Here is a 13481-nt window from a genome sequence, read left to right as displayed (position 1 = left end):
TACAAGACCGCGCGGATTGGGCTTCCGGGGCGCGGAGTCTGGCTCACGCCATCCCCTTATGGCGGATGTGTCGCGCCATATAACCTGGGTTTGAATTCTGGTCGAGATCTATGCATAACGGTCTTCGCGGAAGAAATTGAAGAGTTGTGGGGTCCCGGCACCTCCAAGGGGATGGTTCCGCCGTGGCCCGGTGGGGCGATAGAGTTCTACTCTCCTGACCCGCTGCCTGTCTCGCTTGCTAGGGCCGTCTACCCCCTCAAGTCCTGTGGAGATACGTAATGACGACGAGTGAGCTGATAGACGCGACGGCGAATGCCATGGATGAAGCGGCCAGGGGCGTTGTCGACAGGTCTCCGCAGCTCCGAAAGCCGATTTTGGGGTGGGATGGTGATCATCGCATATGGATTCTCCGTGACCACGATCCCGAGGATCACCTCTACAGGGAGGTGACCGCATCTTTGGTTACCCAGCCGACCGCCACCTATGAATCGGAAACATTCAGGTTGGAGATATCGGCTCGCGCATGGTCGACGTGGTATCGAAATGCGCCGCAGCAGGCTTCGGTTTTTAGCGTGACGGTGATGGACAAGTCCGATGTGCCGTCTGTTGAGCTCCTAGAAAGTCGGCTTGTTCGCGGGCTGGAGATGGCGCAGAACCTAGCCCAGCATGTAGAAAATGAATCGAACCATCTTGATCACCTTATTTCGAAGGTGGCGAAACGTCGATAGTGCGCTCATGGAAGTGCACCGGCCTGCATGGGATCGGGCACGGCCGTTCCGGTCTCGACGAGGATGCGGTCGACCTCGGCCTGCACGGCGTCGTCGTCCCAATCGGGGTGCAGGATGCGCACTCGCGTGTCGACGCTCACGGCCTGCGCCTGTGTAAGAAGCGACAGAGTTTGGGCGACGCTCGTCGGGTCCTCGCTCACCCCCTCCCCAAACACCACACGGGGCCGCTCGACGACGAGCGAGGGAGTGAACAGCTGGCGGTCGAGCATGAGCGCCACGTGCAGAATGTCGGCGAGGGCAGGCGCCCAGTAGCGCGACTTCTTCTCGCGGGTGGTCATGCTGCGCCGCATCCGGGCCTTGACCTCGGTCGCAGTCACCGCGCCCTGATCATCCATGCCGAACGTCGCTGGCGAGTAGCCGGCCGACTGTACGGCCTGGCGCACGATCGCGTCGGACGTCGCCTGATGCTCGGCGACCCTGATCGCGAACTGCGACAAGGTGATGCCGGCGCCCTCGGTGGGCGGGATGGACAGGGCGGCCCAGATTTCCCGGTCGTCGTCGAACGAGGCGCCGCGGCCGGGGCCGTGGTCGCGTAGGTAGGCGTCCGGGACGATCAGGCGTGCGCGGGCGAGCCGAATGTCGCGTAGCCAACTGGACCATGTCTCGTCCAACGCGTCCATGAGGTCATGCAGGGGCGCGTCGTAGTCGGACCGTCCGAACGGCGAGCCGCGGTGGCGACGGTTGGGCAACGCGTTGGGCACGTATGCGGCGGTGAGCGCGTCAACGCCGGTGGTGATGGTGTCGCCCTCGACGTCGAGGGAGTCGACGAGGCCGGCAGTATCGGGGTGCTCGGTGAGCGGCACGCGGGTGCCGATGCGGTCGGACGTCCCCTGATACAGCGCGTGGACGACGCGGCCTCGCTCGTGCCGTTCGAGGTGGCGCCATACGGTGTCGTTGTCGCTGCCGGGCAGCTCGCGCCAGAACGTCACGGCGCGCAGCGTCCCGTACGAGAACTCGGGCAGGGCGCGGTCGGGGTGCATGACGGTGAGCAGCGGACGGGCGGCAAGCTCGGCATCCCAGGTAACCCGGAGGAAGGTTCCGCCGAGCGCGGCACCGACCTCGGCGGCCTCAAGGAGCGTGTTCGCCAGTCCGCCGGCCTCGGTGATCTCTTCGAGCCGGCCCTGCGTGCCGGTGTCCGCCACGGTGAGCGCGAGGGGTTCGGCGAACAGCAACTCGGCCGAGGCCGAGGCGATGTCGCCGGCGAGAGGGATGTGCAGCTGGCCGTCGTCACCCTTGGTGCGGTCGGCCGAGCGGTGTCGGGCCCACAGTCGGCGCCGGCCGTCGCTGCGGCGCTGCCGCTCGGTGCGGTAGACCTCGGCGAGCCGGCGGCGGTCGCCCGAGTACCACGCGTCATTGACGGCGATCTCGCGGTACAGCGTGGACAGGTGGGGCGGCGGCCACGGGGCGCCGTTGTCAGGCAGGGACACGCGTCACCCCCTGTCTGCGTCGAGCTCGCTCGCGCGCGGTGGCGCGGCACTTGCGGCACTTCCGGGTGCCGTTGCCGGCCCGGTAGGTGTTGGCGCGGTCGAATGTGTGACCTCGGATGCACGCGGTTTGCCGCGCCCGTGCGGCGGCGTGCGACTCGCCGCGGAGCACGTTGGTTCGCTGCGTCACGGCGTCGAGGTGGTCGGGGTTGACGCACCCGCGGTTGCGGCACAGGTGGTCGATCACGAGGCCCTCGGGTATCGGCCCGACCATGGCCTCGTAGGCGACACGGTGCGCGTACTGGCGCTCGCCGGCGATCGAGATGCGGGCGTACCCGTTCGGCATCAGGTAGCCGGTCCATTGCCAGCAGCCGGCGGGGGTGTCGACGACGTGCGCGAGGAAACGGTCGCTCCAGTTGGCAGACATGCCTCGCCCCCCTTCGGTGCGCGCTCGGCCCCGAGGCGCCATCGAGGGGCGGCGGGGCGGTAGTTGGGGGACTAGGCGGCCTGCGTCAGCAGGTGGCGCCACTCATGCGCGGTGCTGTGCAGCACGTAGCGGGCGGCGTCGACGCTGTGATCGTTCGCTTTGATCGGCTGGTCTTCGCCGCGGGCGGCGGCCTCTTCCGACCACGCGTACTCGGGCAGCTCGTCGAGCAGCCCCTCGCATGAGCGATGGATGAGCAGCAGGCCGGCGTCGAGCACGTTCGACATGCTGCGGATGCCGTCGAGCACGCTGTTATCGGCCCGTGCGACTCCCGCGTGTCCATCGGCCCAGAGCTGCGCCGAGAAGCTCGTCGCGCTCGGGTCAATGAACGTCCACTCAGGCTCGACGCCGAGCTCGGACAACCAACCGCGGACGGCGGCGCTGTACTGCGCGTCGGTCATCTGCCGATGCCGCGCGCGGGAGTCGTACCGCCACTCGGCACACGCGTACAGCCGGTCGTCGTCGCCGAGGCCGAGCAGCACTGCGGAGAACGGATTCGTCGTGCCGTAGTCGATGCCGACCCAGTGCCGGCGCATGGTCGGCAGTTCGTCGACGACGTGCCGCTGCTCGTCGTACATGTCGTAGATCGCGCCCTCGGCGACGACCCATGCCCCGTCGATCATGCGCCGGCGCCATAGGCCGGTGTACTCGGCGGACAGGGCGGCGACGTAGGCCGGCGACAAGCTCGGGTTGTCGGCGAGACGGAAGTGCCATTCGGCGAGGTCCAGCTCGCCGGCCCGGTCGAGATAGCTCTTACGCAGCCAGTGCCGCGGCGAGTCGGGGTTCGTCGTGCACAGCAGCCTCGCCCCGGGTACGGACAGTCGCGCGAGCAACTGCACGAAGAACGGTTCAGGTACGAGGGTGGCCTCGTCGACGTAAGCCAGGCAGGCAGTCGCGCCGCGCAGCCGGCCCTCGGCGCGCGCATCGCTCGCGCCGATCAGATGGACTGTGCGGCCGAGGATCGTCGCGACCGTGGCGCCGCGGGTGTGCCGGATCTCCGAGGCGACGTCCGCCCCGAACAACTCGGGGTCGGACAACGGCTCGATGATGTTCCGCTCGATCGTTTGCAGCGATCGACCGCACAGCAGGATCAACCCGGTTGCCGGCGCGCGCCGGATCGCCAGCAGGAACGCCAGCAACGAGGCGACGGTCTTTCCCGACCGCACGCTGCCGTGCCATATGGAGATGCGCGCGGTGAACGACTCGCGGATGCTCCGGAGTTGCTTGCCGGACAGGGGGAGCGGCGCGGGCATCACACCCCCTGGCGGTCACCCCCGCTCGGCCCGAGCAGGGCGTCGGCGAGGCGGTCGAGCATCGAGGCGCCGCTGCTCCCTGTGCCAGTGTGGCGTGCGAGCTCGGCGACGCGGGCGTGCACCTCGGTAAGGGCGCGGGCGGCGGTGGCGTGGTCGCGGGCATCGCGGGCGGACTCGGCCGCAGTCGTCTTGGCGACCTGTCCGAGGGCGCCGTCGAGCGCCTCGTCGGCGAGCTGCTCGCGTCGCGCGGCGGCGTCCGCCCGGTGTGCCTCGGTGGCCGCCGCGACGCGGGCGCCGCCGGCGAAGGTGAGGCCGAGCCCGTTCGCGATCTTTGAGACGGTGGCGGCGCCGCGTCCGATCTCGCGGGCGATGGCGTTCCGGGACTTGCCCTCGGCGTGCAGGCGGCGCACGGCCTCGCGGTCGCGGTCGGTGATCGGTTCGGCCACGGTGACGCACCTCCTCGGCGGATGTGGGTCAACTGGCTGGCACTCGGCATACTGCTTCGGTGAGCACTTTTTGGGATCTTGTTATCAAGATCGGAACCGGCGCTCTTGCCGGTGCTGCCGCCGCCTACTTCCTTGCGCCATACGTGAGTCACCGGCAGGAGATCGGCAAGGCTCGCGCTGCGGCGCTACTGGCGCTTCGAGGCGAGGTGGTCAAGCTGCGGGCGCACCTCTCGTACTACTGGCACCGCTACACGTCGCAAAAGTCCTATCCGGGCGACTTTCTGCTGCCCGCAGCGAGGGCGCGGTTTCTCTGCGACATGGTCAAGCATGCTTGGGAGGTCGACCCCCGACAAAGGTCAAAGGTCCGCCGCCATCTGGTTCGGATCTTCGGAGAGTTGGACGTGCGCGCGGCCGAAGACCTGTCCATGGTGCCCATGAAGGACGAGAGGTTCCACGCCGCGAACGACACTGAGGTGTGGCAGGCGGCTCTCTTGGCCGGCTTCGAAGAGGTGGAAGCGCTTGGGCTTGAGATGAGCGGTAGCCTGCAAAGTTTCGTCGACGACGAGGCCAACGAGGACAAGTACCACCAACTTCAGTCGGACATTTCCGAGTTGCTTCGTGAAGTCGGTGGGGTTGATCGGCTCGACCAGTGAGGCGGCAACGCTTTCGGGCACGCCGGAGGCGCCACCCACATTAGGTCACGGAAGGGTAACGGTGCAAGTGGTTGCGGGGACGGGGCTCGGGGCGGTGCGCGGCGACGAGCTCGCAACCCCAATTCTTGGACTGGTGGGCGGAGTTGTGGTTAGCCTGGCTGTAAGCCACTGAGACGGTCTGACCGAACAGGTCGGGGGTTCCCGCCGCCTTGTGTCGTGTACGCGTGCACGGCGCCGTCGACGCAAGGGCCCCGGGGAATGCGCACCCCGGGGCCCTTCCCTATGCGCGTGTCACGCCGCTGGCGCTGGAGCGTCACGCTCGCTGGTGGCTTCCAACGCCGCGACCAGGGCGACGAGGTCACCCCACCCCCACACGCGCCGCCCCCGCTCGTCGAGCGGCACGGGCGCGGCGCACTCGGGGCCGGTCGAGCAGGTCACGCTCGGGGCAGTGTCCGGGGCGGTGTGCAGGTCGAGGTCGCCGCCGCACCACGGGCACGCCCGGTCCGGTACTGGGGTGCTGCGCGCGTCGAGGCCGAGCGTCCGCAGCAGGCGCCCCTCGGCAATCCGCACAGTGCGCCGTGCCTCGTGCAATAGGTGCTCGGGCAGGGGAGAGAACGGGGGCGCGGCGAGGGTGCCGTCGAGCCGCCGCTCGGGGGTGGTGTCCTCGTCGAGCACGCGTCCCTCGACCCACACGCACGCGAAGTGCAGGCCGTGCGCCCTGCTGCCGTGCGCGTGCCGGATGTCGGCCGCGCCCGGGTCGGCGAACTCCCAGCGCCGCGGGTCGCGCTGCGCCCCCTGCTCGCCACGCTGGACGGCGGCGGCGAGGGTGTCGGCGAGACCGAAGATCATCCGCTCGACGGCGAGGCCGGTGTCGAGGGCGTCGAGGTTGGCCGGCGCCGGGTGCTCGCGCAGAACGAGCGGGGCGCGGTCGACGACGTCGAGCTGCTCGTCGTCGACGGCGCGCAGCGTGTGCGCGAGCTGCCGCGGGGGCCACATATCGGCGGGCGGGGTCTCGACGGCGAGCAGCAGCTCGGCCCACTGCTCACGGATCGTGCGCAGGGCCGCGACCGTCTCGCGAGCGGCGGCTGCTCGGTTCATCGGCTGCTCTCCTCGTCGTCCTGCTCGGACTCGATCTCGTCCTCGCCCGTGCACGCGCGCCGGATGTCCTCGACGAGCTGCTGCTCGCCGTCGCCCACGATGGCGGCGAGCTTGTCGGCGAGCTGCTCGACGCGGGCGAGGCGGGCGGCGTAGCGGTCGCGGTCGGCCTCGGTTTCGACGAGGCACTCGTCGGCGGCGGTGAGGGTGCGGTGCAGCCGCATCGCGGCGACCTGCTGTCCGCCGGCGCTGCGCCGGAACGTCTCGCACTCGGCGACCTCGGCCTCGACGTAGCCGCGCAGCGCGGCGGAGTCCTCGGGGGTGAGCACGCCGCGGTCGGCGCGGGCGAGCAGCAGGCGCAGCCCCTCGCGGCGGGCGGCGCGCTCGGTCTCGCGCAGCTCACGGCGCCCCCGACGGGAGTCGCTTCGGGTACGGGTGCGGGTGTTCATCGGTCCCCCTCGTTCAGTGCGGTGCAGGTGGTGCAGTCGGGCGGGCAGGCGCCGCGGGTGTCGGCCGGATGCCGTCTCAGGGGCCCGGGGTCGCGTCGGCAGGCGAGGCGACCGAGCGGCAGACCCGAGGCGACGACGAGCAGCACGACGAGCGCGGCGACGACGTCGGCCGTCATGGGGTCGGGTCTCCCTTCGTACGGGCACGGCTGGTGAGGCGAGCGACGAGGCGCCGAGCGCGCGAGGTCTCCCGCGCGCGAGGCGCGACCGGTCGCGCGTGCCGGGTCGTGGTGATCTCCCATCCGTCCGCGGCGAGGCGGTCGGACAGGCTCTGTGCGGTGAGCGCGGCGAGGTGGGGGTGCACGTCGAGCTCGTCGGTCAGGTGGGCGGCGATGAAGGCGCGCGCGGCGGCGGGGGTCATCGGTGGTGTCCTCCGGTGGTGTGGCGGGCGCGGCTCTCGCGCGGGGCGGGTGGCTGGCACATGAGGCGGGCGAGGCGGACCCGCTCGGCCTCGTCGCGCTCGTCCTGCGTGCCGAGTTGGGCGACTACGGCCTCGATGCGGGAGGGGTGTACGCCGCTGATCTCCCGGTGCCGGCGGTAGCCGCTGCGGCAGCGCTTGCCGATCTCGGCGCGGCAGTGCGGGCACTTGGCGCCGAGCGGGTCGGGCAGTCCCTCGGCGACGAGGGCCTCGCGCTGTGCCTGTGCTGGCCGGAAGGGGGCGAGCTCGCGTGCGACGTGCTCGGGCATGTACCGGCGCGGCCCGGTGCCGACACCCGCGACCAGGGCGGCGAGACGTTTCTGCCCGGCGGGGTTGATCTCGGCCCGGTACTGGGCGGGCGGGGTGTGCCCGGTCGCGACCGCGGCCCGGGTGCCGAGCAGTTCCTCGCGCCACGCTGCCGGGTCGTCGGGGTCGGCGGACGGTACGGGGTCGGTGTGCCGGTTCATGAGTTCGGCGCGGTGCGGTGCCCATGCGGCGAGTACGTCGTGCGGCTCGACGGGCCGGTACTGCGCGGACCGGTCGGCGCCGCGCTGTTCGTAGTAGCGGCGCACGGCCTGCGAGGCGTCCCAACCGGTGTCGGGCAGCGTCGCGGGTACGTCGGCGAGGGCGGTCGTCCAGTCGGCGATGGTGCGGGCGGACTGCTGCGGGTCGGCGAGCGTGCGGCGCACGCGGGAGTCGAGGCGGCCGGCGTACGCCAACAGGGCGGCTATGTGGTTGTCGATCACGGGGTGCCCTCCTTCTGGGCTTGCAGCAGGGCGAGGCCGGCGGCGAGGTTGTCGGTGTAGGCGGCGGGGTTCGGTGATCGCAGGGGAACGACGTTCGGGCCGGGGCGGGCGGCCGGGGCGCGGTCGAGGTCGCCCCAGACCTTGACCCAGTAGCGGGCCGGTTTCGCCTCGGTGCCGGGTGCGGTGCGGGCGGCGGCGCGCTCGACGAGGGCCTCGACGCCGTGCGCCTGGACGAGGCGCCATACGTCGCGCTGCTCGCCGAGGCCGAGCGACCAACGGACCGGAATACCGGCGGCGGCGAGCGCGTCGCCGAGCGCGTGCAGTTCGGGTATCAGCGGGGACCGGGTCGCGCGCGGCTGCCGCTGTTCTGCTTGGTGCTTGAGTTCTCTTGCGTTCTGGGGTCCGGATTCCGGACCGGTGGGGGTCCGGTTTTCGTACCCCTCCGGTCCGGTTTCCGTACCCCCGGGGGTCCGGTTCTCGGACCGGTCCGGATTCTGTACCGGTCCGGATTCCGGGCCCCCGAGACGGGTCTCGTCGAGCGCGCTGCGGACGTGTCCGACGGCGCGCGGCAGGTGATAGACGGTCTCTCCGCGGGGCCCCTTGGCGCCCTCGACGACGCGCAGTTCGTCGCTGGCGAGCAGCTTGTCGACCGCGGCCACGACGGACGAGCGGGCGGCGTTGGTGCGTCGCACGAGCATCGTCGTACCGGCGTAGGCGGTACACGTGTCATGGGGGCACTTGTCGGCGATGGCGAGCAACACCATGCGGGCGGTGCCCTTGGCTGTGGACTGAGTCCACACCCAATCCATGGCGTCGAGGCTCAACTGTCCGTCTCCTAAGCGGGGTTGGTGATCCGGGGGGTTCGGGCCGTCCGGCGAGGGCGGCGGGCGTATGGGCGGGACATCGGTAGCCGGTGAGGTAGTGGCGGACGCCGTCGACGGCCCGGCAGTGGCGGCGGGCGGCGCCGACCCAGTGGCCGCACCTCATGCGGCGAGACGGACGTCGTCGAGGCGGTCGAGCAGCAACCGCAGGGCGGCGGCGGCCTGTTGGGGGACCACACCGTTCCCCAACGCCTTGAGCCGCGCCCCTCGGGACAGACCGTCGACGTCGGTCACGTGACCCTCGTCCAATCCCATGAGCCACTCGACGAACGCGGCGCTCAGACGGTCGTGTTCGTCCACAGGCTGTGGAGTCGGACGGGTGAGCGCCTCCCAGCGCGCGACGGCGGCGGCGTACTGGCCCCAGTCCGTACCGCCGTCCTCGGGTGATGGTCGGGCGGTGGTGAGCGAGGTCATGACGTGCGACAGGTATGCCTGATGTCCGGTGGCGGTCCGTTGCTCGGCTGTTTCCCGGCTCGCGTTGTGCTCGCTCGCCTGCGGGGTGGGCAGCAGGGAAACCGCGGTTCGAAGGTCCGGGCCGCCATCCCCATGGGCGGCGGCGCCGTTGGTGTCCGACGTGCGCGGGGTGGGCAGCAGTCGGACGGCGAGCCCGAGTGGTAGCCCCATGTCGCCCATCTCGGGGTGCCGGGCCTTCATGCGTTCACGCCGCGCTCGCCACACCGCAGGGTCGATCGCGTCCTGCACGAACGTCGCCGTGGGCGTCGGTAGCAGGCCGCGCCGCGATGAACACCCGCTCGCGACGGTGCGCAGCGCCGATCTCCGACGCGCGTACGCAACACCATTCCGCGTCGTACCCGAGGCGGGCCAGGTCGCCGAGTACGGCACCGAGTGCTCGCAAAGGAGGCTCAGCGCTTCCGTCTCCCACACACCACGGGCAGGGTTCCACGCTGCTATGCGCCGTCGCCGAGAGGAGGCCGCGGACATTTTCGATCACCACCAGGGAGGGGCGTAGGGCTTGGATCGCTCGGGCGACGTGCAGCCACAGACCGGAGCGGGTGCCCTCGGCGATGCCGGCGCGGCGGCCGGCGAGGCTGACGTCTTGGCAGGGGAATCCGGCGGTCAGGACCTCGACGGGCTCGACCTGGTCGAAGTCGACGGCGGACAGGTCGCCGAGGTTCGGTACGTCGGGCCAGTGATGGGCGAGGATCGCCGCCGCGTTCGGGTCGATCTCGCAGTGCCAGACCACCGAGCCGCCGAGCACTTCCCGCACGCCCAGGTCGAGACCGCCGTAACCGGAACAGAGGGAACCGATACGCGGTCCGTCCATCACTCGCCGCCCGCCGCGGGCGGCTCGGCGGCCTCGGGCCATCCGGCGAACTCCGCCGGGACGTCCTCGACTGCGGCCTGCCGCTCGCCGGCGGGCGCCTGCTCGACGACCTCGCCCTCGATGTAGTCCGGCGGCGTGTCGAGCCCTTCGGGCGACATGTCGCGCCGCACCCCCTCGTCGTGCGCGACGGCGCGGGCGAGCTCGGGCGACTTGGGCAGCAGCTTGAAAAGCTGCCGGATCACGGTCTTACGGGCCATCGCGTCGTAGTCCGTCGACCACGGGCCCGAGTCACGCGACTTGCTGCGCTGCCGGATCGCCTCGACGTCCTCGACGCTCATCACCACGAACGCCGAGCCGCCGTTCGCCATCTTCGCGACGGCGTAATAGTCGGTCGGGCGCCCGCGGTCGGACCGGGCCGGCTTGTGCCGCAGGACCGGGTCGAGGCCGTACTCGAACTCGAACTCGTCGTTCTCGTAGACAGTGTGGGCGGCGAGCCCCGCGGCGGCGGGGTGCTGCCAGAACAGACGGATCATGCCCTGATAGCCGATGACGAGCTGCACCTCGTAGGCGCGGACACGCTTGTTCCAGAACGGCAGCAGGTACGCCTCGCCCAGCGCCCCGCCCGGTTCGAGGCCAAGCTGCGCGCAGGTCATCAGCGCGCCGCCGAACGACTCCTGCGTGCACTCGGCGAGGTGCTCGACCCTGCGCAGCTCGGTAAGGGCGATACGGGCGATGCGCTCGGGGTTGGCGACGTGCGCTGGCAGCGCGCGGGCGATCTCGCCGCGCATCGACTGCACGAACTGCACGAGGTTGGGCTGCTGGGCGACGGCGCCGCGGGTGGTCTGGCGGGCGGGCGGGTGGCTGCGGCGGGCGGCGACGCGCTCGGCAAGGTTGGTGCTCACGCTGCGGTGCTCTCCTTCGGAACGACGAGGCGTCGGGCGCGGTGCGCCCGGAACTCGTCGGGGTGCTCGGCGGCGAGGCGCTTCGTATCGAGCGCGTCGACGCTGTGCGTGTACTGGGCGGCGAGCTCCGGGTGAGCGGCGGCGAACCGTTTCGCCGAGAGCGGCCCGTTCTGCTTCCACGTGAAGGCGACGCGGCCCTGAACCTTGACGATCTCGGCCTCGCCGGCAACGGCCTTCAGACGGTTGTCGACCTCGCGCAGCTCGTCGGCGGTCCTCGTCTCGCGCGCCTTGAGCTCGCGGCGGCGTTCCAGCAGCGGCAGCACCTCGGCCGGATCGGCGACGGTCACGGCGTCGGCCTTGACCTTGTAGAGGTGGCCGAGCAGTTCCTCGGTCGCCTCGGAACCGTCCACGGGCGGCGGCGTGCGGTCGAGCACGCGCTGCCAGAACTCGCCGACCAAGGCGACGAGGTGCTCGACGAGCGTCTCGTCGCGCTCCACTCGGTGGATGACCAGACGGTTCCCGCCGAGCAGCGCGGCGACGTGCGCGTGCGAGAAGCCGGTCACCGCGAGGTACCAGTGCGTTTGCAGCGCCGGCCCGTCCGGCACGCTGAGCAGCCACTCGTCGAGCTGGAACGCGGACCGCGTCTTGATCTCAAGCAGGCTCGACGCCATCCGCTCGCCCGGCTCGATCACGTAGCGGTCGACGTTCGCCAGCATCCAACGGCGCTCGACGTGAGCGAGCATCCCCGGGCCCTCGACGACGCCGAGACCGGTTCGCTCGGCGAACACGCGGGCGATGGTCGGCTCGTGCTGGTGCCCCCAGAACGCCGCCTCTTCCAGCTCGGGGGAGCGCGGCACGTCTCCGAGCTCGCCCGTCTTGTCGAGGTACAGCTCTAGCGGCGAGGTGTACTTGCTCATCCCGAGAACGGCGACGATGTCCGAGCCGCCGATGCCCGTGCGCCGCGCGGCCAGCCACCGCTCGCGGTCGAGACCGGGAGGGGCGACGACGACGCCGGTCGGCGTCACGGCCGCCGTGGGTGCGGTCGTCACTGCTCGCCCCCGACGTACCGGGCGTAGACACGGTGCTCGGTGCGCCCGCCCTCGGTGACCGTGCGAGCGACAGCCTCGAACGATCCCGCCGGGGCGTAGGCCGGCAGTCGAGCGTCGCGGATCGCCTGAGCAGCGGAGGCAGCGCGCGGCAGAGTGTCGGGCTTCCGCACGACACCCCACACCCTCGGGTGCGCCCGCAGCTCGCGGGCGATCCGCGCGTGCTTGGTGTTGCGCTGCTTCGGCGGCGGACCGACGAACTCGACCTGACTCACGCTCTGCTCTCTCCTCACGCTGCGGACTGCTGCTCGGCACGCTCGGCGCGTGCCTGATGAACCAGAGGGGCGACTATTCGGCGGATCAACGCGATTTGCTCGTCGGTCGGCTCCGGCCAGTCCTCGGGGCTCGCCGGCGTCGTCGGTGGTGTGTGCGCTGTGGTCACGGCTCCCCCTTCCGATGTGTTCCATAATTCGAACAGCCAAGGGTGTAAAGCGCATGAAAGCGCCCGTCCGACTGTTGCACATCTCGAACACCCGTAACCGTAGGTGGGGGGAAACGGCACGTCAACGCAGTTCCAGGTGTGCGAATCGCGATGATCGCTGGTTAGATGAGACTGTTCGAGTTTTGCAACAAGAACGGAGATGAGAGCGTGTCGGACGCCGGCACCCCCCGCCCCGAGGACACCCCGTTCCCCAAGGGCACCCCGTTCGGGGACCTGCTTCGGCAGTGCATGAAAGAGCAGGGGCTCTCGTACCGCAGGCTCGCGGAGCGTGCCATCGACCCCGAGACGGGCACCGTGGTGGGGCACACGACTCTGCACCGGATAGCCCACGACAAGCCGATCATGGTTGATCCGGGGGTCATCGGCGCCGTCGCCGCAGCCCTCGGTCGCCCCGAGCGCGAGGTGCGCATCGCCGCCTCGCGGCAGTACTGCGGCCTCGTCGCCGACGACCCGTTCGGCGCAAGTACCGACGAGACGACCGTCGTCGTCGTGCACGCCCCCGGCATGGGTCGCGAGGACATGCCCAAGGTCGAGGAGCTGCTGAGGCGGTACGCCGCCGGGGAGCTGCCCCAGGAACTTACCGAGGGTGGTCAAGCGTCGAACTAGTGCGATCACTCCGGGTGGTACCCGCGTGACCTGCGGTGTTGTGCGGAGTAAGCTGACTCGGGCCTTTGACTCGGACATATGTTCGAGTCATGGGTCAGCCATGCCAACAGGGGGGCACAACCTTGATCCGCGTAACCCGCACCCAACTGGACACAGGAACAATCGCAGTCGTTCGAGCAACCCGAGACGGACTGACGATCGACGTAGACGGCCGCCACATCACCCCCACGGGCGCCGCAGGACTACAAGACGCGCTGAACAGCCTTGCCCCCCAACGAGCCGATACGGGCTTGGACGACGAGAGGCCAACCGCCGATTGATCAACAGCGGGGGGGGGGGGGGGGGGCCGCCCGCCCCCCCCCCCCCCCCCGCCGCGCCCAGCTCGACCCGTACGTCGCCCCCGTCGCCGAGCTGTTCCTGGGCGGCGGGGACACGACGGCCGTACG

Annotated in this window: 19 protein-coding genes; 3 read left to right on the top strand and 16 right to left on the bottom strand. The window is 70.5% G+C overall.

Annotated elements, in window-relative coordinates; translation table 11 throughout:
• The first annotated feature begins 278 nt into the window (after positions 1-278).
• Positions 279-728, top strand: a complete 450-nt coding sequence (locus tag ACP4J3_RS33100; RefSeq protein WP_426539890.1) for a hypothetical protein — start codon at positions 279-281, stop codon at positions 726-728.
• A 5-nt stretch (positions 729-733) separates the two neighbouring features.
• Here ACP4J3_RS33100 and ACP4J3_RS33095 read toward each other — a convergent pair whose 3' ends face one another.
• From ACP4J3_RS33095 to ACP4J3_RS33080, 4 genes are all read right to left on the bottom strand, one after another.
• Positions 734-2215 (bottom strand): phage portal protein, encoded by a 1482-nt coding sequence (locus ACP4J3_RS33095; RefSeq protein WP_426539889.1) that lies wholly within the window; start codon positions 2213-2215, stop codon positions 734-736.
• Entirely contained in the window at positions 2202-2639 is a 438-nt protein-coding gene (locus ACP4J3_RS33090) for an HNH endonuclease signature motif containing protein (protein WP_426539888.1), read from the bottom strand. The genes ACP4J3_RS33095 and ACP4J3_RS33090 overlap by 14 nt, the downstream gene beginning before the upstream one ends.
• A gap of 71 nt (positions 2640-2710) precedes the next feature.
• On the bottom strand, positions 2711-3949 hold the full coding sequence (locus tag ACP4J3_RS33085) for a PBSX family phage terminase large subunit (protein ID WP_426539886.1): 1239 nt from the start codon (positions 3947-3949) through the stop codon (positions 2711-2713).
• Positions 3949-4395: a helix-turn-helix domain-containing protein gene (locus ACP4J3_RS33080; RefSeq protein ID WP_426539885.1), complete on the bottom strand. Its 447-nt coding sequence runs from the start codon at positions 4393-4395 to the stop codon at positions 3949-3951. The genes ACP4J3_RS33085 and ACP4J3_RS33080 overlap by 1 nt, the downstream gene beginning before the upstream one ends.
• Before the next feature lie 59 nt (positions 4396-4454).
• Between ACP4J3_RS33080 and ACP4J3_RS33075 the strand changes: the two genes are divergently transcribed.
• Positions 4455-5048, top strand: a complete 594-nt coding sequence (locus tag ACP4J3_RS33075) for a hypothetical protein (protein ID WP_426539883.1) — start codon at positions 4455-4457, stop codon at positions 5046-5048.
• A 291-nt stretch (positions 5049-5339) separates the two neighbouring features.
• On the opposite strand, the gene ACP4J3_RS33070 is transcribed toward ACP4J3_RS33075, so the two are convergent.
• From ACP4J3_RS33070 to ACP4J3_RS33015, 12 genes are all read right to left on the bottom strand, one after another.
• Positions 5340-6146: a hypothetical protein gene (locus ACP4J3_RS33070; RefSeq protein WP_426539881.1), complete on the bottom strand. Its 807-nt coding sequence runs from the start codon at positions 6144-6146 to the stop codon at positions 5340-5342.
• A complete protein-coding gene (locus ACP4J3_RS33065; RefSeq protein WP_426539879.1) occupies positions 6143-6592 on the bottom strand; it encodes a hypothetical protein in 450 nt (149 codons plus the stop codon). The genes ACP4J3_RS33070 and ACP4J3_RS33065 overlap by 4 nt, the downstream gene beginning before the upstream one ends.
• On the bottom strand, positions 6589-6768 hold the full coding sequence (locus tag ACP4J3_RS33060) for a hypothetical protein (protein ID WP_426539877.1): 180 nt from the start codon (positions 6766-6768) through the stop codon (positions 6589-6591). The genes ACP4J3_RS33065 and ACP4J3_RS33060 overlap by 4 nt, the downstream gene beginning before the upstream one ends.
• Positions 6765-7010: a hypothetical protein gene (locus tag ACP4J3_RS33055; protein ID WP_426539876.1), complete on the bottom strand. Its 246-nt coding sequence runs from the start codon at positions 7008-7010 to the stop codon at positions 6765-6767. The genes ACP4J3_RS33060 and ACP4J3_RS33055 overlap by 4 nt, the downstream gene beginning before the upstream one ends.
• A complete protein-coding gene (locus tag ACP4J3_RS33050; RefSeq protein ID WP_426539875.1) occupies positions 7007-7813 on the bottom strand; it encodes a zinc finger domain-containing protein in 807 nt (268 codons plus the stop codon). Before ACP4J3_RS33050 ends, ACP4J3_RS33055 begins: the two co-directional genes overlap by 4 nt.
• A complete protein-coding gene (locus ACP4J3_RS33045) occupies positions 7810-8637 on the bottom strand; it encodes a hypothetical protein (RefSeq protein WP_426539874.1) in 828 nt (275 codons plus the stop codon). The genes ACP4J3_RS33050 and ACP4J3_RS33045 overlap by 4 nt, the downstream gene beginning before the upstream one ends.
• Before the next feature lie 159 nt (positions 8638-8796).
• A complete protein-coding gene (locus tag ACP4J3_RS33040) occupies positions 8797-9348 on the bottom strand; it encodes a hypothetical protein (RefSeq protein ID WP_426539873.1) in 552 nt (183 codons plus the stop codon).
• Between the two features lie 4 nt (positions 9349-9352).
• Positions 9353-9979, bottom strand: coding sequence for a DNA cytosine methyltransferase (locus ACP4J3_RS33035; RefSeq protein WP_426539872.1), 627 nt, complete (start codon positions 9977-9979; stop codon positions 9353-9355).
• A complete protein-coding gene (recT, locus tag ACP4J3_RS33030) occupies positions 9979-10881 on the bottom strand; it encodes a recombination protein RecT (protein ID WP_426539871.1) in 903 nt (300 codons plus the stop codon). The genes ACP4J3_RS33035 and recT overlap by 1 nt, the downstream gene beginning before the upstream one ends.
• Positions 10878-11930: a YqaJ viral recombinase family protein gene (locus ACP4J3_RS33025; RefSeq protein ID WP_426539870.1), complete on the bottom strand. Its 1053-nt coding sequence runs from the start codon at positions 11928-11930 to the stop codon at positions 10878-10880. Before ACP4J3_RS33025 ends, recT begins: the two co-directional genes overlap by 4 nt.
• Positions 11927-12202 carry a hypothetical protein gene (locus tag ACP4J3_RS33020; RefSeq protein ID WP_426539869.1) on the bottom strand — a complete coding sequence of 92 codons (276 nt, stop codon included), beginning with the start codon at positions 12200-12202 and terminating at the stop codon, positions 11927-11929. The genes ACP4J3_RS33025 and ACP4J3_RS33020 overlap by 4 nt, the downstream gene beginning before the upstream one ends.
• 14 nt (positions 12203-12216) lie before the next feature.
• Positions 12217-12369, bottom strand: coding sequence for a hypothetical protein (locus ACP4J3_RS33015; protein ID WP_385861078.1), 153 nt, complete (start codon positions 12367-12369; stop codon positions 12217-12219).
• A 207-nt stretch (positions 12370-12576) separates the two neighbouring features.
• Between ACP4J3_RS33015 and ACP4J3_RS33010 the strand changes: the two genes are divergently transcribed.
• On the top strand, positions 12577-13035 hold the full coding sequence (locus tag ACP4J3_RS33010; protein ID WP_426539868.1) for a helix-turn-helix domain-containing protein: 459 nt from the start codon (positions 12577-12579) through the stop codon (positions 13033-13035).
• Positions 13036-13481: the final 446 nt, after the last annotated feature.

Origin of the sequence: Streptomyces sp. UG1 (genome assembly GCF_049974585.1) — a bacterium.
Taxonomy (GTDB): domain Bacteria; phylum Actinomycetota; class Actinomycetes; order Streptomycetales; family Streptomycetaceae; genus Streptomyces.
Note: the sequence above shows the minus strand (reverse complement) of the source record. Positions and strands in the feature narration are given on the sequence as shown.

What these genes read in the sequence shown, in the direction of transcription:
- ACP4J3_RS33040 (WP_426539873.1), bottom strand. Translation starts at nt 9,348, where the DNA reads ATGAAGGCCCGGCACCCCGAGATGGGCGACATGGGGCTACCACTCGGG.
- ACP4J3_RS33070 (WP_426539881.1), bottom strand. Translation starts at nt 6,146, where the DNA reads ATGAACCGAGCAGCCGCCGCTCGCGAGACGGTCGCGGCCCTGCGCACG.
- ACP4J3_RS33035 (WP_426539872.1), bottom strand. Translation starts at nt 9,979, where the DNA reads ATGGACGGACCGCGTATCGGTTCCCTCTGTTCCGGTTACGGCGGTCTC.
- ACP4J3_RS33090 (WP_426539888.1), bottom strand. Translation starts at nt 2,639, where the DNA reads ATGTCTGCCAACTGGAGCGACCGTTTCCTCGCGCACGTCGTCGACACC.
- ACP4J3_RS33060 (WP_426539877.1), bottom strand. Translation starts at nt 6,768, where the DNA reads ATGACGGCCGACGTCGTCGCCGCGCTCGTCGTGCTGCTCGTCGTCGCC.
- ACP4J3_RS33065 (WP_426539879.1), bottom strand. Translation starts at nt 6,592, where the DNA reads ATGAACACCCGCACCCGTACCCGAAGCGACTCCCGTCGGGGGCGCCGT.
- ACP4J3_RS33055 (WP_426539876.1), bottom strand. Translation starts at nt 7,010, where the DNA reads ATGACCCCCGCCGCCGCGCGCGCCTTCATCGCCGCCCACCTGACCGAC.
- ACP4J3_RS33100 (WP_426539890.1), top strand. Translation starts at nt 279, where the DNA reads ATGACGACGAGTGAGCTGATAGACGCGACGGCGAATGCCATGGATGAA.
- ACP4J3_RS33085 (WP_426539886.1), bottom strand. Translation starts at nt 3,949, where the DNA reads ATGCCCGCGCCGCTCCCCCTGTCCGGCAAGCAACTCCGGAGCATCCGC.